The following is a 21,970-nucleotide window of genomic DNA, read 5'->3' as shown; positions in this document are numbered from 1 at the left end:
GTGACGGCCGATAATTGGTAGCATGAGGAGACATCGGGTTTGCGGACTCAGCCGCGATGCTTGATGTGAAGCATGGGATAATGCTCGTAGTGGCCAGCGCCGTTTTGCACGATCGGGTCCAGCGAGGTCAGCGCCTCGATATTTTCGTCGTCTTCAATCTGAAAAAGCGAGACGCCGTAACCGCCAGCGGGGTCCATGACAGGCCCGTGCGCCACGATTTTACCTTCCCCGAGAAGCCTGTCGAGATAAGTGCCGTGCTGGCCCATCCAGGTCTTTTCGTCGGTCGTCATCGTGGCGAGGAAATCCGGGCGCGGGGGTATGTATTTGCAGAGATAGAACTTCATCGTCGTCTTCCTGATGGGGATTGGGCACCGGCTGTTTTCGACGGCCAACAGAAATTTTCGCTGGAATGTCGATGGATAAAGGGTTACTATCATTTTAAGAGTAAGTCACTACCAAAATGAGATCCACATGAAAAATCTTTCGGACCAGCCATGCCTCATTGCCCGGAGCCTTGCTCTCGTGGGCGATGCATGGAGCATGCTGATCATGCGCGACGCCCACGCCGGGTCCACGCGGTTCGACGAGTTTCGCAAGAACCTCGGAATTGCGCCGACACCGCTGGCGACACGTTTGGCTGCCATGACGGAAGAAGGCCTTCTCGAAAAGCGCCGCTACTCGGAACGCCCACCTCGCGACGAGTATGTCCTCACCGATGCAGGGCGGGACTTTCTCCCGGTCCTTTTCGCGCTCGCGGCGTGGGGCGGAAAGCATCGCGGCGGTGGCGAGTTCACCCGCTTCTTCGATGAAGGCTCGGGCACGGAAATCGAGCCGGTGATGATCGATAGAACCACGGGCGAACAAATCGGGACGCGTCCCATCAAGATCGTGATGCCTGGCTGACGTCGATCTATGGCGATCTTTTCACTTGGTGCTTCCGCATGTCACCGCTTGCTTGAGCGCACGGCGGCCCTCACAAGCACGTCGGTCGAGAGCAGTATCGTGGACACGAGGGCTGCGACCGACAGAAGCCCTGCCATTCTCTCCGAATAGCGCACCGTCTCGGTGTCGACCGACTTCGCTGTTGAGTAATAAAGATGGTCGTCCGGTAAACTGTCGCGCGACAGGATGTGAACCCGTGCACCCGCCGGAAACGGAAATTATTTCCGCGTAGTGGCCACCGGAGCCAATCCGAACATATTATCGGGTAAGCGTCGATCTTGGTTTAACACCCCCCTAGAGCGGTGAGCAATCAATGCTTGAATCGCCGTGCATGCTCAACTAGAAAGTTAATTTATATTTAAGAATAAAATAACAAATTTACTATATAACAATTATGGCAGCGATCCAGCTGATATGCCCCGCGCGCGACCAGGACAATGAATGTCTTGCTCAGTCCCCCGCATTGAATCGAAGGGCACCCCCCCTATGTCATTCCTTCAGCATGCCCGCATTCGTACGAAGATCCTTTCGCTCATAATCCCACTCTGTCTTGTCGGTATTGGCGGCGACATTCTCATCGCGAAAAACTACAGTTCGTCCGGCGAGACCTATACGGACTTCATTTCAAACGAGACCTCGGCCGAGATAAACATGGCGATTGCCAGCCAAAGGTTGGTCGCTGTCGTCTACGATGCCTACCAGGCTTTTGCCTACGACGCGGCTACTAATGGGTTCAAAGTAGCGCAGGACGATTACCAGCAAAGCACGAAGCGTTTTTTCGAACTTATCAACGATTCCAGAGGCCTACTTCCGAGCGAGGCAAGTAGTTTCGCCGCCTTTGAAACGGACGCGAAGGAAGTCTTCAGCATCACTGACAAGGCTATTGAAGCCGGGGCCGCGAACCGCGACACAGAGGCAAAGCAGCTTCTCGCCCAAGCCGATGAAAAGGTTGCCGTCGCCCTGCCGAAAATGCGCGGCTGGATCAACGCCTACTCCAGAAGCATAGCCGACAAAACGGCCGCGCTCGGCGTGGAAACGAGAAACACGATCTTTTACAGCCTTCTCGTCGTCGGCTCTGTTTTTGCCGTCGGCATTGTGCTGACGCTCGTTCTTATCTCACACGGCATTACGGGCCCAATCGCTGCCCTTCGCGAACGTATGTTGTCGCTCGCTGGAGGCCAGAGCGAGGCACCGGTTCATGGAACCGATCGGCGTGACGAAGTCGGAGAGATGGCCAAAGCCGTGGCTGTGTTCCGCGACAACGCTATCGAGCGGTTGCGGCTGGAACATGAGGCGGATAACAACCGGTCGCTATCTGATAAGGAGCGGCTTGAACGCGAGGCACAGAAAGCCCGTGAGGCTGCGGACACACAGTTCGCTGTCGATGGTTTGGCAACCGGCCTGGAGGAGCTGTCCCAGGGCAATGTCGCCTATCGCATCACCACTCCCTTCGTGACACAGCTTGATCGGCTGCGAGAGAATTTTAACGCTTCACTCGAAAAACTTGAGGACACGCTGCTTCAGGTCGGTCAGAACGCCCATGGGATCGACGCCGGTGCAAACGAAATTCGCGTTGCTGCAGACGATCTTTCGAAACGAACGGAACAGCAGGCTGCGTCTGTCGAAGAAACGGCCGCGGCGCTCGAAGAGATCACAACGGCGGTAAAGGACTCCGCCCGTCGTGCAGAAGAGGCTGGGGCTCTGGTGGGGCGCGCGCGTCAGGGAGCGGAACAATCGGGTGAGGTCGTTCGCAACGCTGTTGCAGCAATGCAGGCGATCGAAAGGTCCTCCATGGAGATCAGCAACATCATCGGCGTCATTGACGAGATTGCGTTCCAGACGAACCTTCTGGCATTGAATGCCGGTGTCGAGGCCGCTCGCGCGGGTGAAGCTGGAAAGGGCTTTGCAGTCGTCGCTCAGGAGGTACGCGAGTTGGCCCAACGCTCGGCTCTTGCCGCAAAGGAAATCAAGACACTCATACGCGGTTCGGGTGACCACGTGCAGGCCGGTGTCGATCTGGTGGGAGAGGCTGGCAGGTCGTTGGAGAACATCTCTTCGGAAGTTCAGGAAATCAACCGGCATGTTAGTGCGATCGTTGAAGCATCGCGAGAACAGTCAATCGGTCTCCAGGAGATCAATAGTGCTGTAAACGCGATGGATCAGGGCACGCAGCAGAATGCCGCTATGGTCGAGCAATCCACCGCTGCCAGTCACAGTCTTGCAAAAGAAGCTGCGTCATTGACCGCCCAGCTTTCGCAATTCAACCTGACCGGGATGGCCTCGGTGCAGTCCACAGCACTCCGCACTTCAGCCCGTGCAATGGCCGCAGCGCCGCCGCTGCCATCTAACGACATTGTGGGCATACCAAGAGCACGCCGAGTTGCTGGATCCGGCGGTAGTAAGCAAGGCAACTGGGAAGAGTTCTGAAAATCCTACTCCGGAGCATTTCGTGCTCCGGAGCAGCCCAGCGTTTTTGTAATAAGCACCTATTGCCCCATATAATAGACCCGGGGTCGGATCAGCTTGTCATCCAGCTTCTGCTCCATTGGATGACCGACAGCAGGAGTTCGTCCTCATCGGCGCAGATTCCATGAACCAGGGCGGCTATTCGGGCAGAGCCGGATGCATGCCTGATCGAGAGCACCGGATACGTTCCGGAGCGCTAGCAGGATATGCCTGATCCGTTCCGGGCGTGGCAAAAGCTGGCGGTGTGGCGGCTGCAAATGCGGATCGGGCCATCCGCTAGTTTTGTGGGTGGGCCCGCCTCTCACCATTGTCTTCGCGATCCCGACGCATGCCCTGCCCATCGTGGAGGCAGACCTAAATGCGCGGACTTACTCGGCAAGCAAATGCAGCGGGCTTCCCCGTATCTGGCGATAGTCCAAGCACCGATAATACTCTCGCGAGACAAGTCCCCTTGTATCGTCGAATTCGATCAGCCGGCAAACACTTTCGCGGAACGCACTCAGATCGATTTACAAACCCTTTGGTATTTAGCCGTCGGAACGCTCCTGGTGTCAGCGTCGCTTCTCCTTTGGGAAAGGCAGGCTCATCCAGGTCGCGCACGCGTGCTCGGTGTTCTGGCCGCGGCACTCTTCGCGTTCGTTCTCGGCTGCATGCTTGCAATGAGCCGCAGCCACCTTCCGGTCGCGCTCGGCATGGGGGCGATCAACATCCTAATGATGTTGGGCTACCTTCTGGTCCTTAACGCCATCGCCGGTCTCGACGGTCACCGGTATCTCTGGTCGTCCGTCGCGGCGCTAAGCTTCCTAGCCATCGCCTGGGCGATAGCTGGCACGCACTTCCCGGTCGCCTTCTGGAACCATGTCTCGTCTATCCCCATCGCGCTGACCTGCGGCCTGACAGCATGGACACTTCTGCGCAGCCGCACGGTCCAGCGGTTGCGCTCACGTCCGATCGCAGTATCGATCTCGGCCGTCCATGCCTTGTTCTACTTTGGCAGAGCGTTCATTGTCCCTGTTCTCCTTGAGCGGTACGGGCAAGATATAATCTCCATCGTCGGGAAGGCGACGATGTACGAGGCCGTCTTGTACTCGGTAGCGATGCCGATGTCCTTTCTGATGATTATTCGAGAGGAGGAAAAGCTCCATCTGCTCCGCATGTCACAAACCGATCAGTTGACCGGGCTTGCAAACCGTCACGCCTTTTTTGAGCAGGCATCTCGGATCCTCCGGGAGCGGCATGGTGACCCGGTCTCACTGCTCGCCTTCGACCTCGACCACTTCAAGGCGATCAACGACCGTCATGGACATCAAACCGGAGATAAGGTTTTGCAGCTGTTCGCCGAAACCGCCCGCGAAGAAGCGGGGCCCGACGCGCTTATTGTCCGGCTGGGCGGTGAGGAATTCGCTGCGCTTCTGCCACGGTGCGACCATTCCCAAGCTCTCAGTCGCGGCTTGGCGATCGCAAGCCGGTTCGCCAAAGCAGCCGCTCGGGCAGAGGGCTTGGAAACCCATGCCACCGTCAGTATCGGCGTTGCGGCACCAGACTGCCACGACCTCGCCGGGATGCTAGCAAGCGCCGATGGCGCGCTGTACCGCGCGAAAGCCCTTGGGCGGAATCGCGTTGAGACCGCAGGACCAAACGAATTGCTGCTCCACCCACAAGCCGATCCCTTGCGTCGTCAGTTGCGGGTAGTGGCGACGGGGGCGTCCTAATTCTGTGTAGCACATTTGGACAAGCACGCCTTGAGCGGAATCGAACCTGCGACCTGCCAATCAGACATAACAGCTAACTGAAATATTGATTGATCGTACGTGGATTGGTAGTGCGGCGTAATCGCCTGTCATGGAAATACTCAATGCGCGGCGGCGTTGGGACCATGAACAGCGCGGATCTGGAAGAGCGACCACATCAACAGGTACGGGCGAGTAGCCCCACCCGCGTGCCCGCGACGTAAGCCGCGAGGGTCGCCTGCGTTGAAGTGGTCGCCATCAATATCGCCAGCGATCTCGATAAAAGCGGGCATAACAAGATCAGTCCCGACGATGCCTAAGACAATCGCCCCCAGGTCTAGATCTGCTTCTCTCTGACCGCCGCAAGCGTTGCGACCTCGCCCTTAAGTGCGAGGCAAGCTCTCGGCCAAGCGCCCTTGTCCGCGCCGAGCGCGGTCTGAAGCCAGGCGAGCGTAAGACGTCGGGTAGCTTCCAGTACGTCTGGTGCTTCAGTGTCTGTTTCCTTTGCGTCGAGAGCTGCAATGCCGCCAAGACCATGCCCGACCCCGTGCATCATCAGCATTTCTTTAGCGCCCGGTGCATCGTGGAATGCATCTGCATGCCACTCAGGACCGCGGGTTGTAAAATGCGGATTGTCCATATCACCGCAAACGACGAGGCTGTGTGTCGAGAGCTTCGAGAAATCGACGTCGAAAAACGGAAACCGGGCAGCACTCTCAGGCGTCATGTCCTTGCCGCCGCGGCCCGGTGTCGTCAGGAGAACGCCGGCCGAGATTCTTGGATCGGAAAAATCCTCACCATCCACCTGCGCGCCGAGCAGGAGCCCAACGGTGTGGCCGCCAAAGGAATGACCGACCGCGCCGATGCGTGCATGATCCATCCGGCCAGCAACGGCTGGCGCCTCCCGTTCAATTTCGGCCAACTGGTCAAGGATCGCCTTCATCTCATTGACACGCTCGCGCCAGAAGAATGGCGTGCCGGATGAATTTGACGTCAGTACGGCTACTTCGGCATTTTGCCCATCAGTCCGACCGAAAGCGAGGCGGCCTATGTGCTCGATGGGCTCTTCGACCAGGACACGGTGCTCGACATTCAGGAACACTTTACCGACACGGGCGGTGCCAGTGATCATATCTTCGGGCTGTTCGCCTTGATCGGAAAGCGGTTCTCACCGCGACTGCGCAATCTCAAAGACCGGAAGTTCCACACGTTCGAGAAGAGCGATGCATATCCAACCCTGTCGAACCATATCGGGGCGCCGATCAACACCGCCCTGATGCTCGACCATTGGGACGATCTGCTCCATCTCGCGGCGTCGATCACGACGCGGTCCGTGGTACCGTCTACGATCCTGAAGAAGCTGTCCGCATCTCCGAAGCAAAGCCATCTGGCGAGGGCGCTCCGCGAACTCGGTCGTATCGAAAGGTCGCTTTTCATGATCGAATGGTACTCAAGTCTGGCATTGCGGCGGAGATGCCAAGCCGGTCTCAACAAGGGAGAGGCCGCCCATAAGCTGAAACGCGCTGTGTTCTTCCACGAGCGAGGAGAGATCCGTGACCGGTCGTTTGAAAGCCAAGCTTTCCGCGCCTCGCGGCTCAATCTCGTCGTCAGTGCGATCGTGCACTGGAATACGGTTTATCTTGATCGCGCGGTCACACAGCTGAAACGAGCGGGGCGAGACATACCTGATACTCTATTGAAACACATATCGCCGCTCAGTTGGGAACATATCAACCTTACCGGCATCTACACATGGGATGCCGAACATCGGATGCCAAACGGATTTCGATCGCTCCGCCTTCCGGCTAGGCTAAGGAACGCCGCGTAAGTTCTCATTCCGTTCGTCCTTAGACCAGATGAGCGATTTTTGGCGGCAAAGCCGCTAGGTTTTCCTTGCTGAGCCAATATTGGTTTCGAAGGGAAAAGCCATGGAGAAAATAGTTTATGTAGGCCTCGACGTTCATGCTGACACGATAGCTGTCGCCATTGCTGACGACGGTCGGAATCGAGAGATCCGATTTCACGGTGTGATTGAAAATACTGCAGATAGTGTTCTACGTCTCACCAAGCGGCTTGTTGCCGCAAACACCCAACCGATCTTCTGCTATGAAGCAGGCCCATGCGGATACGGTCTGCATCGCTTGCTCACGAAGCTTGGATTTGATTGTGCTGTCGTCTCTCCGGCCATGATCCCTCGTCGTGCAGGCGACCGGATCAAAACCGATCGACGCGATGCGGAAATGCTGGCGCGGCTGTGGCGAGCAGGCGAATTGACCCCGGTCTGGACACCGGATGAAGAACAGGAAGCTATGCGGGATCTGATCCGAACCCGCAAACAGTCCCTGGATGCGCTGAAGATTGCAAAACAGCAGCTCCAGAGCTTTCTGCTGCGGCATGGCCTTCGCTACAATCGACCGACTTACTGGACCAAAATCCATTGGCGCTGGATCAATGAGTTGCGCAAATTCCGCTTTCCACATCAGCAACTGGCTTTTGAGGAACTGAAGCGAACCATCCGCCAGATCGAAGAGCGCATCGCCACGTTGGATCAGGCCATTGAAGATGCTGTAAAGGATTGGCGTTTTGGTGCACTGGTCGATGCCCTGCGATCATTGCGCGGCGTCAACACGATCATCGCTGCGACACTGGCCGCAGAGATCGGTGACATCAACCGCTTCGACAATCCACGCCAACTCATGGCCTGGTTGGGGCTGGTGCCAAGTGAGCATTCCAGCGGCAGCACAGTCAGACGAGGTCGCATTACAAAGACAGGTAATGCCCTGGCCCGAACCATGATGGTTGAAGCTAGTTGGTCGTATCGACACCCACCTCGAGAAAGACATCCTTTTTTGAAGCGCAGTCAGCATCAGCCTCAAGAGATTAAAGATATTGGCTGGAAAGCGCAGACGCGATTGTACAAGCGGTACCGGGACCTTTCAAAACCGGGAAGCCACAACCTCGTGTTCTGACCGCTATTGCGCGCGAACTTGCTGGCTTTATCTGGGATATTGCCCGGCACGTGCCGATCCCAGCCTAGCCCGAGACGTACCGCACCTTTCTGCCTGTGCAGCATGCTGGAGATGACGGCCAAAGATCAGGGAACCCTCGACTTACGTTGGGATAGATATCCGTCCTTAGAGAGAGGCAAGCCCGCATCGAATATGGTCAGGCGGTGAAAATCCGCGGATGAGAGTATGATAACCATCGGTTCGGATCGCCATCTCCAGCACCGTGCACAGGCTCCATCAATTGACTGACCTCGCGAAAACGGGGTAGTTTAAATGCGCCCGGAAAACCTAAATCGCTCATGAGAGCGTACGATTTCGGACTGCTCTTGTTCTGACCCCAGAAGGCCGAACTCGCCTTCAGCCACATCCAGACACCGTTCTTCGCAAAAGAAAAAGCGCTTGAGGAGCTCGATTCCATTGCGCAATCCCGCGATGCAAAGACCCTGCGCCTTCGGGAAGCCCGTCTTGCCAAGGAATTGTCGGATCGTACCGCCGCAACATCCGCTCTCCTTGCCAAACGCGCCCGCGCGCGCTGATCGATATCCGCACAAGACCTGCCTTGACAACCTGACCACCGGCCGGAACGTCGCGAGCGTAAAAGCGTTGCAGACTAAAGGACATGACGATGGCTCTTTCAGGGACAGCGCTGCATGAAGATACGCGCCGGGTTCGATATTGCCTATGAATGCGAAAATGAGACGGCGATGCTGCTGGTTCTCAACATCCATCCCGACCGGCGCGCGGATTTGCTCACCGAACAAGTCCTGACTTTCGACCGGCCGATCGAGGCCTGGGGATATCTGGACATCTTCGGCAATGCCTGCAGCCGCATATCCGCACCGCCCGGACTGACGACGATCTCCACGCGCTTCGACATATATGACGGCGGCCTGCCGGATCCCGTTCCTGAAAACGCCTTCCAGCACGATATCAAGGATTTACCGGACGATGTTCTGGTGTTCCTGCTGGGCAGCCGCTACTGCGATACCGACCGGCTGGCGGACTTTGCCTGGAAAAACTTCTCCGCTACACCACTCGGCTGGCCCCGTGTTCAGGCGATCGTCGATTTCGTCCATTCCCGTATTGTCTTCAACTACGAGAAAGCCGATCCGCTGAGGACGGCTTTCGGCGGGTTCAATGACAGGACCGGCGTCTGCCGCGATTTCGCGCATCTTGCCATCACCCTCTGCCGCTGCATGAATATCCCGGCCCGCTATTGCACCGGTTATCTCGGTGATATCGGCATGCCCAAAGACCCCAACCCGATGGATTTCAGCGCCTGGCTTGAAGTCTATCTCAGCGGCCGCTGGTATACGGTCGATGCCCGTCACAACACGCCCCGCATCGGACGCATATTGATGGCGACAGGACGTGATGCCACAGACGTCGCGCTGTCCACCGCTTTCGGGCCGGCCGTCTTGAAGCGGTTCGAGGTGGTTACAGGAGAATTGGCTGGATAACGACCGGTAAAGCGCGAAGGTTCGCGCCTGCCTTTTTTGCCATGGCACCGCTGCGGGCGATAAACGAAACATCCTGTCGCCCTAGAGCGAAAGAGCAGCCGAGATTCATTGACGGGCGTGTCGGCGAAGTCGAAGCCGTCGATGTCTTTTGCCAAAGGCAATTTGGCGATGCTGAACTGGTAGCGGATGGACCGGGCCTGTCTCTCGGAGATCTCCGACTGCAGGAGTCCAGCGTGGCCCAAGCAGGTAGCGAGCGTACAAGACTACCCGTCTTAGTTGACGCAGGCAGAAGCAGAAGCGGTGGCGAAGCTGTAAAATCGTATCAGATCATTCCTGGTAGCGGATAGCAATTCCGGTCTCTTGATGAGATTCGAACCCAAGCACCCCGACTGAATAATCCAGATCCAATTTATTTCCTTTGTTAGACTGGATATCTACTTTTTTATCAAGCGTTCTTTTCCCGTAAGAGGACTCGGGACTTTTCTATTTCATCAGCCGGTAAAATGCCGAACGTGCGATGGATGGCCGGTTGATATTGCTTCTGGACGGCATCAACGCCCGCTGTGATAGCGCTTCTCCAAGATGGGCCCCTGCCCCATGCTTCGCGAAGAGCATCTGCCAGATCGCGGCCAGTTCCGGTTTCTTGCAATGCCTCGAACAGCATTCCGGCCTGACGCAAGTCCTTTTCTTTCTTTGCCCTGCCACCGGCATCATCTTGACGCCGGCCGGCCACGATCAGTTTGTGAACGGCGAACCGTGATGGATCGGGCACCACGACCGAGACACCGGCACCATGCAGCAAGATCGTTCGCACCGGATCACGGATGAGGAAGTCCATATATCGCAGAGGTTCGGCAGACGCGCCGCCGAGAGCCGGCATTTGCGCCGGTTGATCCGCGTAATCTTCCGATCCCCGGTTTGTCGTCAGGAACTCTACTCGATAACCGGTCGAGTTGCGGAAAGCATTGGAGCGAGGGGAACCAGAAACATGAGGTACGGCCCGGAATGACGGATCGATGGACTGAAGGAGAGCGACAATCGGCGGAATTGAATCTTCGACCTCGCTCGAGATCGCGTAATCTTGAGCCAGATCCGCGTCACCTGTCAGGATCGCAGCCATAGGCAGGCGGATACCGAGATGGGCCGCATAACATTGGAACGCGACTGTGCCGACGAGGACACCACGGAGCCGGAATAACCCAGCCGATGCCAACGCCTCAACAACTGTGCCTGTGAAGCGATCCGGAGCAATTAGACCCGCTTCGCGCGTCAGTGCCGCCACTATCTTTCGCCGGTTCTGGTAATCGTCCTTTTCGCCCCTGAAGGCTTCAACCCGGGTTGTGATCTCGTGATCATCAGCAGGGCCGACATAGCGGCGCTTTTGACCACCTTTGCCATCCGGTTGGTCGAAATACCAGTATGAGCGGTTGTCGACCTTGACCGAGACAAAGCGACCAGTTGGGGGGAAATCGGCCGACCACTGCGCATCAAAAGTCCGTTGCTGTAACTCCGCGACCATCGTCCGGAACATGAGGTCGATTTGCTTCATTTGAGGCGCCCTATAACATTTCCTCAAATCTAGTATAGTCAACCTATTTTCGCAAGCCGGACAACGGGAATACGACACAGACCGTTGAGATTTTCAACGGGCCAAAATCGTCAATCTTTTCCAGGCGAACGTAATCTGCAACAATTGAAAAATTCAGCGTCACCTTAAAGGGAACCATCAACCTCGCTATTCCAAAATAGTTTTTTGCTCTTGAAGGGATGTGAACCTGCTACCCGTCGGCCAATGGAAGCTAAAATATTGAAATTATACGACAATATCGTAACTGTCCGCCTTTGCTGGCGTCTTGTGCGAAATCGCTGTGGGTAAATTTTCATTCGCTCGACCGACAACGACTTGCCTGGCATTCAACGTGAGGCCCTACATGCGGGAAGGTGTCCCAGCCACGCAAAGCTATGTTAGTGTTTTCATTTCTGAAGTGTCACTCCGTGCCAATCGGCATGGTCTTGGCCCGTCCGGTCATAGTCATGTGCCAAACGGCGGAAAAACAGCCGCATTCTCACGTTCAACCGCCAAACGCACAGCTAGTTTCACGCTGCCGGGCAAACCGCAACCTCATGGCGATCGACCCCGCAGCCCTTTAAGGCCTGCGAAATAATTACGCCGGCAAGGAGCGGCGCGAGGCCACGTGCTCTGTGCAAAAGACTGCTACTATCAGGCGAAGATAGATTGCTTGCACCACCAAAATAAGTATCTTGCATGCCACGCGAGCGATCAGTTGTTGCGCGAAAATAACATGGAAATCAAATGACGGCCTCGCCATCGGATGCCCCTACAGAAGAGTTCAAGCTCCTTTTCTCTTCTCAGACCCTGTCCGACGCGCAATCGATCGAAAACAATACTATTCTAATCGTCCCGTCTGGAGACCGTTTCGACGATTTCCGCTTCAAGACTAGGGTCACCGTGTTCGTCCGCCGAGATGCCGATCATTTGAGGACCGAATTCTCAGCAATGATCGGCTTTCTTCAGAGCTCCGACGACGAGGCAAATGGCGCTGACCTCATCAAGAAGGTGGCTTCAGACAAAGAATTCGGCTCTGAGGACGAGTTTCCCAAGTTCTTCACGCTTTTGCCTGACCTCGACGCCTATCGCAGCCTTGTTTCAGATGCTCAGGTCGCCGGTGCTCGCGAGATACTAATGAAAATCTGCGATCTCGTCGCTCTGGGCGAGTTTTCAACGCAATCTCAGACATTGCGCGACGCACCGAACACGGCGGTCTTCCAATTTTCTTTGACGCGAACCGCCGAAGCCTTTTTTGCATACAAGAACGCAGGACCGATCCTGAGGGGGTTGGGCCATGAAGAAATCGGGAGAATGTCGCCGACGATTGCCGTCTCGTTCAAGCTTCCCGCCTTTGAAAACGAGCATCAACTTAGGTTCAACTTCGAGCATGGCGGATTCTTGCCAAAACGGATGGCGGTCATCATCGGGAAAAACGGTGTTGGGAAAAGCCAGGCGCTTGGCACCATCGCAAAACGAGCGCTCAAAGGCGGCGGCCTGATCGATCCAGAGACGAAAGAACGGGCTCAATTCAATCGAATGCTCGCATTTGCACCCACCCAGGAGGCGCTTTCCGTTTTTCCGAGCCCTTCCAGACGCCGGCAGTACGTCCGCTACACACGCTATGCCCTCGCAAGATCCTCGACTAACCGGCGGGTTGGAGGTCTGATCGATGCGATCCTCAGTGTCGCCAGATCTAATAAGGCAATCAAGGACGCGTCTCGATGGCAGATATTCCACAAAGCCATTGAAGCGCTGGGCGACGCCAGATCCATTTTCATCTGGACGCGCGATGGCGGGGTCATTCCATTGCGCTCACTGAACCAGGGAGGTGAGCAGGAGCTACTTCAGCGATTTGCTTCAATCAACACCAGGCGGGATCCAGTGCGTTTCGTCAGCGGAAGTGCGCTTCGCCTAAGCAGCGGTGAGATATCGTTTCTCAAGTTCGCGGCTTACGTGAGCTTGGAAATCGACAACAGCTCTCTCCTTCTTTTCGATGAACCCGAGACCCATCTGCATCCGAATTTCATAGCTCGTTTCGTTTCGATCCTGGATAGCCTGCTCGCCCAGACGGGTTCTGCGGCGATCATTGCCACGCACTCCGCCTATTTTCTTCGCGAAGTATTCAGAGAACAGATCTCGATCTTGAGGACCGACGCCGACAGGCGGATCGAGGTTCTGCGTCCACGTCTTGCGACCTTCGGAGCGGACGTCGGGGAAATTTCCTATTTCGTGTTTGGAGAAGATGAGCCTTCGTACCTAGCACAGGAGTTGGAAAGGAACATCCGATCATCGGGAATGACTTGGGATGAGATCCTTGAAAGGTACAGTAGCGAGCTGTCGCTGGAATTCCTGAACGAACTTCGGGCAAAGATTTCCAACTGATGCGCGGACTCCCGCTCCCCAATTTCGATGACATCGCAGGCGTTGATGCCCTCGTCGACAACGCCAAGCTCGGTAGCTACCCGAACCTCCAGGCATTTCGTCAGGCTTTGAAGGATGGCTACACGCAATATCACGTCGCCGCTGGCAACGCTCAGACGGTCCTGCACGTCCCAATCCCGGATCCGTTAGACACGTGGCTGCGTAAACATTACAAGGATCTGCCCACCAGCCATCTTCCGATCGATGACATTCGTGTTGAAAATCTTGCGTTACCATGCTCGATGTGCGGTTCCTCGCATGCGTCCACGCTGGATCATGTGCTTCCGAAAGAAGACCATCCGGCATTTGCGGTCTTTTCCAAAAACTTGGTCCCTGCATGCGATTGCAATATCAAACGTGGCCGTAACTATCGGGGCAATGCCGTTGGCACTCGAATCCTACATCCATATTATGATGCGTGCATGGACGAACGGCTTTATGCGGCGAAGTTCTCCGGCATGGGTAAAACCGCGCTGGTAGAGCTTGAAATTCTGGTTGCCGATACCCATCCTGACCGGACGGCGATCGAATTCCATCTGGATAATGTGATCAAGCGAACCGGCGTGCTTAATTGGCTTGGGACGCAGTGGGTGAAGTTCATCCGCGCGCCCCGAAAGATCGTGGGCAGCTTGAATTTCATTCCCGCAAACGACCAGGAGTTGATTGCGGCTATCTGCGATCATCAAGATTCACGGGACTATGCTCAAGGCTCGCCGAACAACTGGGAGTCGATGTTTGCGCAAGGTTTGCTGGACCCCGCCGTAATAACCTGGCTTTTTCCGAAACTGTCGGCTGTCGGCCGCGGGATCAATGATCCGGTCATTCCCGGGGTAAAGTAGCTGATCTCGGAGCCCGCCTACCACGACCTCTCACCTTGCCTTTTCACCGTTGAACGCCAGTATAGCTAATGGTGTGATTTCAGTAATCAAACGTCTCCGACAATGCCTCAGCCTTGATGAGCGAGAGAGCAACGCTGTTTGAGGTTTCTGAAAAGCGTTTAACGTATGCACCATAGCTTGACTTACCAGGCTGAAACCTCCCCGCGCCAAACTTCGATAGAAAACTGCCGAGCATTGCTAACGCCTCAGGATCAGAACGATCTGTTTCTTTGTTCTTTATGAGCTTCAAAACGTCGCTGGATTCTGCAAATGCCGCCAACTCCGCCGCGGCAAAGACGGGCCGTTTCAGTTCCGCCGATTTTGCAATCAGAATGGTCCGGACACACCAGGCAATTCGTCGGTTAAGTAGGGACTGAAGATGGCTCTCGTGCCCAAAGTCGACAATGAACCAGCCAAGATCCGACGCTTGGGTGATCTCCTGCTTGTAGGACGCCCGCAGAACAAAATGATCGCGCAGCAGATTAAGTTGGTCGGTAGGATCGTAAATCGCCTTCGCCTCGCGGGCGATATGACATACAAAGAGATCGCCGTCTCGCGCTCGCCTCAGCAAGTCGTCAAGTGGATAGATCGATGTTGATAAATGCCCCTTCTGAACATGCTGAGGCCGATCGCCCTCTGAAATGAGGAGCAAATCGGTATCAGAGAAGATGTCTTCATCACCCCTGGCGTGGCTGCCAAACAAGAACATTGCTGAAACGGTCATGCCAGAAGCCCACACATCCGGGTCATGCTCCGGCCCCGACACCCTTGACCTTTCGAAGCGCTTCCACGGACAAACGCCGCACTACTTCCCTGGTTTGGACAACCTCGTCGAGATTCTTAAGCACAAGTTGCTGTTTCTCTGGCTTCAAAATATCGGGCTCGACGTCGAGATTGTGCTCGTTAATGATGTAAAAAGCTGCGCTCAGACGTGAGGGCACCCGCAGTTCCTGATCTACCATTTCGTATTCCGCAGCCACTGCGGCCTGCTTCAGAAGCTCGAGCTTTGGATTTGGAACCAGAACCAGCTCCATCGTGTGATGCCATTCAAGATCCAGATCGGCAGCCACGCTGCTAGTTCCCACAAGGACGGCGCTGGCGATGCGGTTTAGGCTATAATCTCGGAAGTCATTATGATCCCTTGACCAGGCACGCACATACCAGCGGCCTGCGGCAAACAAGAATGAATGAGGTGCGATAGCCCGCTTGCCAGCAGGTGAGCCGGTTAGTGAGGCATATTCAATTTGAAGTTCAGCCTTCTGCTTAATGGCGTCGAGTATTTCAATCAGGTTTCCCGGGCTGGTCGAGCGCCGTTTGATGGAACCCACCACTTCGACAGGAGGCGTCTCTGAGAACCAGGTGTCTGAGGCGCTCATCCAGCCATTTTTCACTGCCATAAGTTGCAGGAGATATCGGTCCGAATAGGGGCCAATAAATTCCGGCTTGTACCCTTCTGAGCGGATAAAACTTTTCAGGCTTCGATCATATTTGAGATTCTGATCAGCTCTAGACTGGTACTGTGCGATGTCGGAGGAGGCCTGCTGCTCGGAAATCCCAAAAAAATCCACAAGATCTTTTCGATTGAAGGATCCATCCCAAAAAAGCCGAAAATCTATAAATTCCAATCTCTTGGAAACTCCCCACCTTAGGTCGCGATCGCCGGAATCCGCCATAGACTCGTCTCCTTTTCCGATTCATCCAAAAAAGATGCATCGCATTACTTGATTGGTTTCCCAATCGCACTTACCTTTTATGGAGGCGCTTATCTGTGCCGTCAACGCATCGGAAATGGCAGTGCATCGATTGTCGGCAGTTTTGCTCGACCTAAGCGCGTAGTCTCTTGAAGATCGCCTGTCGGCGATGACACGCATAACCATGAGGACTCCCAGTCATGAACATGCATGTGAATACCATCGAGGCATTTTTAGAGGCTCTGGTAAAAGAGCTTGACGTTCCGGACCACCGTTATGAGCAGGCGGAAACGAGTTATACCTCTCTCGGGGAATGGCTTCATCGTCCCGCGAGTACCGTTCGCCAATATGATCCGCAGGTCTACTGCCAGGGCTCATTCCGGCTCGGAACTGCGATCCGTCCCCACACTGATGCAGAAGAATACGACGTCGATTCCGTTGTCGAGCTTCGACTCCTGACCAAACGCGACAAGACGCAGCACGAATTGAAGGCAATGCTTGGTGCCGAAATAAAGGCATATCACGATGCCATGGCGATGGTGAAACCCGTTCGCGAAGGCAATCGTTGCTGGATCCTCGACTACGCCGACGGCGCCCAGTTCCATATGGATGTCGTTCCCGCAATACCGAACCATGAACAGCAGTACAGGCTTCTAAATGCAAGGAAGCTCGACGCGAGTTGGGCATCGACCGCCATCTCCATCACGGACCGGCGGGAACCGACCTACACGATCCTTACGGAGGACTGGCCCCGCTCCAACCCCAAAGGCTATGCAAACTGGTTTGCATCGAGGCAAGCAGTAGTCTTCGAGCGCCGTAAGCGCGCGCTCCTTGAGGCGATGCAGAGGCAAGGCGTCACGGCAAGTGTAGAACGCCTTCCTTCATTTAAGGTGAAAACCCCTCTCCAGTCGGCGATCATGATCCTCAAGCGGCACCGGGACAACATGTTCGCGCGCGATCTGGATATGCGGCCGATCTCGGTGATCATCACGACTCTCGCGGCACATGCCTACAACAACCAAGATACCATTGCCGGAGCGCTGTTTGCCATTCTGAACGATATGGACAAGTTCATCGTTTACGACGGCACCAAATACATTGTCGCGAACCCGACTGACCCCTTGGAGAACTTTGCTGACAAGTGGAACCGCGAGCCACAGAAAAAAGCCGCGTTTGATGCTTGGCTCCGCCAGGCCAGGGCGGATTTCCATGCGGCCGCGCAGGCGGCGACGTTCAAGGATATGGCCGACGCGCTTAACCCACGCATGGGATATGCGCTGTCCATGCGCGCAATGGACCGCCTTACCGGAGGTTCGCGTTTGCTGCGGGCAGCCACGGGCGCCTCTGCTGTCACAGCAGGTGTGACGAGTGCACCGAGCTTTGCAAATGCGGAGCGCCGCCCAACGAAACCGCAGGGTTATGCATGATCTGGTGGCTTCTCGATCAGAACAGGGCCAGGGCAGAAAAGGCGGCATTCTCCGCCCTTCAAGAGGAGCATGACTGGCTGACAAACGTGCGCACGAGGCACTTGGCCAATCTGCAACTCTGCGTCGATATCGAGATCACGCACGGTGGCGAGAAATTCCAACTGGCCGTGATCTATCCGGTGACGTTTCCTGACACGCCGCCGATCGTGATGCCACACGGCGAAAAACGACTTTCCCAGCACCAGTATGGTCCGGGGGGCGAGCTCTGCCTCCAGTGGCGCCCGGACAACTGGGAGCCCGCCGTCACAGGAGCAATGATGGCCGAGAGCGCGTACGGATTGATCTCCGGCGAACGTCCGTCGGACGGGCAAGCAGCCTCCGTACCATCTGACCATCGGTCATCCCTCGGGGGGGAGCTGCGCTTCGAGACATGGCGGCTGATGGTTCCGGATGGCGCATGGAACTCCCTTGACCGTCAAATGCCAGAAGCCGTTTTCGAGATATCTTTGACAATGACCGCACGCAGGTCACAACGGGTTGTGCATCTCAGGTCGATCGGGGCTGCCGGCAACGAGATTTGGAAATCACCAGCCCCCGCGCCGACGGCCGCACGACGTCGTGTTGGCTTTTTGCTGCGCACGGGACAAGACATGGGGCTGCTGACGCTGCATGGAGGTGGCGAGTTCAAGGATCTCGCAAAGCGTGTACCGGAACTTGCTTCTCTTCTCGAGCGGCCGGACTGGCCCTTCATCGTCGTCCTCGAAAAGAGCGGCCGTCACACGGCATTCGACATCGTGCGCGGCGACCAAGGCCATCCGATCCTGATCCCTTACAGAATTGTTGAAGAGAACGAGCTGGCCAAGCGGTCGGCGTCGAACCGTGATGCGGTTTCCAACCTGCGGGTAGCCATCATAGGCTGCGGCTCTATTGGATCCAAGATCGCAGCGTCGCTCGCACGTGCAGGCGTCAGGAAATTTGTGCTCGTCGATGAGGACATCTTTCTAACCGGCAATCTGGTCCGGAACGAACTCGATGCTTGGGCCATCGGCTGGCACAAGGTCGATGCTTTGGCTGACAGGATCGGGCAGCTCGCCTCGGACACCGACATTGATACGCACCGCGTTGCGATCGGCAGCCAGACTTCAGGACTTGCGATGGAATCCGCATTGGAGTCGATCGGCGAATGTGACCTTATCGTCGAGGCGACGGCGAACCCCACCTCGTTCAATCTATGCGCGGGAGCCGCACGACGCCACATGAAGCCCATGATATGGGCAGAGGTTTTCGGAGGCGGTGTCGGTGGAATGATCGCCAGGGCACGTCCTGACACCGACCCTCATCCATTGGCTGCGAGAAAGCAGATTGTGACGTGGTGCGATGACCATGACACGCCGTGGGAGTGGAACATCGCGAGCAACTATGAAGCTGCACAGGAGGATGGCCAGCCTTTCATCGCGGACGATGCTGATGTGTCTGTCATAGCAGCGCATGCTGCTCGATTTGCGCTCGATATCCTGCAAGGAGCGGAGACGATCTTTCCGTCTTCCGCCTATTTGATCGGGTTGAAAAAAGCTTGGCTTTTCGCCGCACCGTTCGATACTTGGCCGATCGACCTCAAACTAACCGAACCATGGCAAGTTGCTACCGCCGTCTCTAGCGGCGATGACATTTCAAGCTTCCTCTCCGATCTTATAGACGAGGACGGTCAGTGACAGTGGAGTTAATCCTTCCTGATACGATAGTAGGTCGTATGAGGGTAGGCTTGCGGCGTGCCAAAGATCGCGAAATCGGCGGCATCTTGATGGCGCGGCAGATCGTGCCCGGATGTTTCGATATCATAGATTTTTCGGTTGATGAGCTGACGGGCGAGCGAGCCCATTTCGTGAGGGACCCCGCGTTTCACAACGCCTTCCTCGATCAGTTCTTCGAGAGGACCGGCAATGACTACGAGCGCTACAACTACATCGGTGAATGGCATTCCCACCCCCAGCTTCCAATCCTTCCCAGCCTGACCGATCTCGAGAGCATGGAAGATCTTGTGAATGGCGAGCGCAACATACCTTTCGCGGTACTTCTTATCGTCAGATCGGACACGCCGAGCGAGTTCGTTGCCACCGCGACCTTTCACCAGCGCGGGACGGCTCCAACGCCCGTGCGCATTAAAACTGGAAACCGGAGGCAGCCATGTTTCGTGAAACACTAAACTGGAGCATCCGTGAATTCGTGAAGTTCCTCTTCAGGCCGAGAGGGTTCGAAGGAAAGATTGCTAGTCTCTGCGTGCCAATTCTCGTTGCATTGCTCGGCGGGAATTGGATTTTAAAAGCTACGTTCAGTGGCGACTATTCATTCGAGGTCGGCTCGACTAACATCATTCCGGAATGGGCACAGTGGCCTCTGGTGTTCCTTTTTGTAGTGATCTTCGTTTTTTGCGTCTGGATCGGCTGGAAGAGGTTCTCGCGCGAAAACGAACTTCGAAACAGAAAGAAGGTCATTGTCATCGAAGGCCGCGGGCTACGCGAGGATGACGGGTCTCCGCTTGCTGCGGCAGTTCCGTCAGAAATTGTAGGTCACCGTATCGGCGTTCTGCTCGACCTGCGCCAGCGGAAGGATGGCGTTATCGTAGACCCCACAGAACTCTTGCACGAAGTCGACGCGACCAGAAGGAGCGTGCTGCAGCATTCGAAACATGGCGACGCTCAGGACGTAACGCTCGTTTACGGCGGGCTGACTCCTGTTCCCTTCACCTTCCTTACAGGGGTTATGTTCGATGACGAGGGCCGGGTTATTGTCATGGACTGGGACAGGACACGCGAGGCTTGGCGTGACCTTGACGGGGCAGACGATGGTCACCGGTTCCAACTAGAAGGCTTCGATGACATCGGCGATGCGACGGAAGTCGTGCTTGCGGTTTCCTCATCTTACCAAATCAGGTCGGAAAACATTGCCACGACGTTCGCTTTCCCTGTGGTACGGCTATCGATGCCGGACCTGAACTCATCGCACTGGTCGCAAAAGAAGCAGAACGCATTGGCGGAACAGTTTTTCCACGCCACTAAGGCTCTTGAAGCAAAAGGGGTAACGACCATTCATCTTCTTCTCGCTGCGCAGAACAGCATGGTATTCAATCTGGCTCGCCGCTACGACAAGCGAAATCTTCCAAATATTATTGCTTACCAATTCGAGGCCAGTAGCGAAAAAAAATTTCCTTGGGGAGTACGTATGCCTGTCAGAGGTATGGCGCTCCCATCAATTGTTCAATCTTAGCAGAGAGCGGGCACAGAATACATTCGGCGGGCAAAATCTTGGAACTTGAATGACGGACGAACGTTTTTGCAGCCTTGCTGACCTGTCGCACATAGACAGCTCACAACTTCTCGGACGAACTGTTTTCCTCGTGCCGCTTTGGGACGGAAAGAAATGGAAGACGTGGATGCCTGTCGATGGCGGCAGGCTTCTTATGATGTCTCCACTCGGCGTGGTGCGGTCCAACTATCTTGCCAAAACAGTCGAGCGCGACGAGGATATTCACGTTCCATTCTTGGAGTTTATGTGGCAACACATGAGCTGGCCCGATGTAGCACACGTCGTCAGCGGCCTGTCACAAGACATACACCTCCTGGCGACCAGCGCGGCCAAGCTCGAACATTTTCATCAGGCACGGGACATTATTGGCACGGACCTCCTCGCCACATTCGTCAACTCGGAAATCGAGCACATGCTTGTGGTCACGCGCTCGATCTTCGACTTGCTCCAAGAAGCGTTGGCGCATTTCTGGAATAGGCGCGTGCAGCTCCTCGATCCTGTCATGGAGAAAAGCCGTAAACAGCGGCCGATGCAGCTGACGTTCTCGAAAACGGTTTTGGACAAGGAGAACATCAGAACGGCCGAAGACATCGCCTACAGATATAGCGTCCCCGCCAGTATGGCAGAGATGTATGCTAAACATGCGCCGTTTTTCAAATCAGTTCGCGGAGCCCGGGACCAGATCGTTCATTCCGGGAAAACGCCGGATTCTGTCTATGCGACCAACCGCGGCTTCTGCGTTGACCCAAAAGCTCCATACTTCCGGGATTTTTCCTGGAATGAAGAGCACTATTACAACGAAAATATCGTAACTCTAGTACCGTGGCTTGCGCGGTTGGTAGCTGGGACTTTGGAGGCCTGCTCCGACATCGTCTTTTCGTTGAACGGCCAGATTCAGTTCCCGCCGCCGTTGGCACCCGACTATCGTTTGTTCTTGCGCGATCCAGCCAATCCCGCCCTGTTGCGACTTGTCGAGGCGACCAAGAAGCCCAGCCACTGGTGGCATGAGGCGCCGGTTACTGCGCATGACGAGGTCGTTGCGCAAGGGAGCAGTGTCACATAGGCCGACTGAAC

The 21,970-nt window shown here is 55.7% G+C and carries 16 protein-coding genes and 4 pseudogenes; 13 read left to right on the top strand and 7 right to left on the bottom strand.

The window, feature by feature from the left end; genetic code table 11:
• Positions 1–47: 47 nt before the first annotated feature.
• Complete coding sequence (locus tag ACZ5A6_RS23825) at positions 48–344, bottom strand: YciI family protein (RefSeq protein ID WP_065662666.1); 297 nt, start codon at positions 342–344, stop codon at positions 48–50.
• A 127-nt stretch (positions 345–471) separates the two neighbouring features.
• On the opposite strand from ACZ5A6_RS23825, the gene ACZ5A6_RS23820 reads away from it, so the two are divergent.
• The 3 genes from ACZ5A6_RS23820 (at position 472) to ACZ5A6_RS23810 (ending at position 5,120) form a co-directional block, all read left to right on the top strand.
• The gene (locus tag ACZ5A6_RS23820; protein ID WP_464111543.1) at positions 472–903 is read left to right on the top strand and encodes a winged helix-turn-helix transcriptional regulator; all 432 of its coding nucleotides are present in this window, start codon (positions 472–474) and stop codon (positions 901–903) included.
• Positions 904–1,428: 525 nt separating this feature from the next.
• Positions 1,429–3,369, top strand: a complete 1,941-nt coding sequence (locus ACZ5A6_RS23815; protein WP_112402614.1) for a methyl-accepting chemotaxis protein — start codon at positions 1,429–1,431, stop codon at positions 3,367–3,369.
• Between the two features lie 422 nt (positions 3,370–3,791).
• Positions 3,792–5,120, top strand: a complete 1,329-nt coding sequence (locus tag ACZ5A6_RS23810; protein ID WP_464111542.1) for a GGDEF domain-containing protein — start codon at positions 3,792–3,794, stop codon at positions 5,118–5,120.
• A gap of 355 nt (positions 5,121–5,475) precedes the next feature.
• On the opposite strand, the pseudogene ACZ5A6_RS23805 reads toward ACZ5A6_RS23810, so the two are convergent.
• A pseudogene (locus ACZ5A6_RS23805) lies at positions 5,476–6,138 on the bottom strand (alpha/beta hydrolase family protein); the annotation flags it as partial.
• Here ACZ5A6_RS23805 and ACZ5A6_RS23800 point away from each other — a divergent pair.
• Positions 6,133–6,966, top strand: a pseudogene (locus ACZ5A6_RS23800) (Tn3 family transposase); the annotation flags it as partial. The pseudogenes ACZ5A6_RS23805 and ACZ5A6_RS23800 overlap by 6 nt on opposite strands.
• 100 nt (positions 6,967–7,066) lie before the next feature.
• A pseudogene (locus tag ACZ5A6_RS23795) lies at positions 7,067–8,175 on the top strand (IS110 family RNA-guided transposase).
• 128 nt (positions 8,176–8,303) lie between these two features.
• Here ACZ5A6_RS23795 and ACZ5A6_RS23790 read toward each other — a convergent pair.
• Complete coding sequence (locus ACZ5A6_RS23790; protein ID WP_162714135.1) at positions 8,304–8,564, bottom strand: hypothetical protein; 261 nt, start codon at positions 8,562–8,564, stop codon at positions 8,304–8,306.
• A gap of 232 nt (positions 8,565–8,796) precedes the next feature.
• On the opposite strand from ACZ5A6_RS23790, the gene ACZ5A6_RS23785 reads away from it, so the two are divergent.
• Complete coding sequence (locus ACZ5A6_RS23785) at positions 8,797–9,606, top strand: transglutaminase-like domain-containing protein (protein WP_112402613.1); 810 nt, start codon at positions 8,797–8,799, stop codon at positions 9,604–9,606.
• A gap of 62 nt (positions 9,607–9,668) precedes the next feature.
• Here ACZ5A6_RS23785 and ACZ5A6_RS23780 read toward each other — a convergent pair.
• Both ACZ5A6_RS23780 and ACZ5A6_RS23775 read right to left on the bottom strand, forming a co-directional pair.
• Positions 9,669–9,833, bottom strand: a pseudogene (locus ACZ5A6_RS23780) (IS21-like element helper ATPase IstB); the annotation flags it as partial.
• A 218-nt stretch (positions 9,834–10,051) separates the two neighbouring features.
• Positions 10,052–11,155: a nucleotidyltransferase family protein gene (locus tag ACZ5A6_RS23775; RefSeq protein WP_112402612.1), complete on the bottom strand. Its 1,104-nt coding sequence runs from the start codon at positions 11,153–11,155 to the stop codon at positions 10,052–10,054.
• 765 nt (positions 11,156–11,920) lie between these two features.
• Here ACZ5A6_RS23775 and ACZ5A6_RS23770 point away from each other — a divergent pair.
• Positions 11,921–13,558, top strand: coding sequence for an AAA family ATPase (locus tag ACZ5A6_RS23770; RefSeq protein ID WP_112402611.1), 1,638 nt, complete (start codon positions 11,921–11,923; stop codon positions 13,556–13,558).
• Positions 13,558–14,436 carry a hypothetical protein gene (locus ACZ5A6_RS23765; RefSeq protein ID WP_112402610.1) on the top strand — a complete coding sequence of 293 codons (879 nt, stop codon included), beginning with the start codon at positions 13,558–13,560 and terminating at the stop codon, positions 14,434–14,436. The genes ACZ5A6_RS23770 and ACZ5A6_RS23765 overlap by 1 nt, the downstream gene beginning before the upstream one ends.
• Positions 14,437–14,515: 79 nt before the next feature.
• Here ACZ5A6_RS23765 and halB read toward each other — a convergent pair whose 3' ends face one another.
• Together halB and ACZ5A6_RS23755 are read right to left on the bottom strand one after the other, a co-directional pair.
• On the bottom strand, positions 14,516–15,199 hold the full coding sequence (halB, locus tag ACZ5A6_RS23760; protein WP_112402609.1) for an anti-phage Hailong system nucleotidyltransferase HalB: 684 nt from the start codon (positions 15,197–15,199) through the stop codon (positions 14,516–14,518).
• Between the two features lie 22 nt (positions 15,200–15,221).
• Positions 15,222–16,148, bottom strand: coding sequence for a helix-turn-helix transcriptional regulator (locus ACZ5A6_RS23755; RefSeq protein WP_112402608.1), 927 nt, complete (start codon positions 16,146–16,148; stop codon positions 15,222–15,224).
• 218 nt (positions 16,149–16,366) lie between these two features.
• On the opposite strand from ACZ5A6_RS23755, the gene ACZ5A6_RS23750 reads away from it, so the two are divergent.
• From ACZ5A6_RS23750 to ACZ5A6_RS23730, 5 genes are read left to right on the top strand one after another with little or no spacing between them, the layout of a single operon-like run.
• Positions 16,367–17,593 (top strand): nucleotidyltransferase domain-containing protein, encoded by a 1,227-nt coding sequence (locus ACZ5A6_RS23750; protein WP_464111541.1) that lies wholly within the window; start codon positions 16,367–16,369, stop codon positions 17,591–17,593.
• A complete protein-coding gene (locus tag ACZ5A6_RS23745) occupies positions 17,590–19,305 on the top strand; it encodes a ThiF family adenylyltransferase (RefSeq protein WP_112402607.1) in 1,716 nt (571 codons plus the stop codon). Before ACZ5A6_RS23750 ends, ACZ5A6_RS23745 begins: the two co-directional genes overlap by 4 nt.
• A 38-nt stretch (positions 19,306–19,343) precedes the next feature.
• Positions 19,344–19,796 carry a Mov34/MPN/PAD-1 family protein gene (locus tag ACZ5A6_RS23740; RefSeq protein WP_464111595.1) on the top strand — a complete coding sequence of 151 codons (453 nt, stop codon included), beginning with the start codon at positions 19,344–19,346 and terminating at the stop codon, positions 19,794–19,796.
• A complete protein-coding gene (locus ACZ5A6_RS23735; RefSeq protein WP_112402605.1) occupies positions 19,778–20,857 on the top strand; it encodes an SAVED domain-containing protein in 1,080 nt (359 codons plus the stop codon). The genes ACZ5A6_RS23740 and ACZ5A6_RS23735 overlap by 19 nt, the downstream gene beginning before the upstream one ends.
• Before the next feature lie 49 nt (positions 20,858–20,906).
• Positions 20,907–21,959, top strand: a complete 1,053-nt coding sequence (locus ACZ5A6_RS23730) for a hypothetical protein (RefSeq protein WP_112402604.1) — start codon at positions 20,907–20,909, stop codon at positions 21,957–21,959.
• The last annotated feature ends 11 nt before the right edge of the window (positions 21,960–21,970 follow it).

The organism is Agrobacterium sp. 6Ca8, from assembly GCF_055382765.1.
The sequence above is the reverse complement of the archived record's forward strand: the minus strand, read 5'-3'. Positions and strand labels throughout refer to the sequence as shown.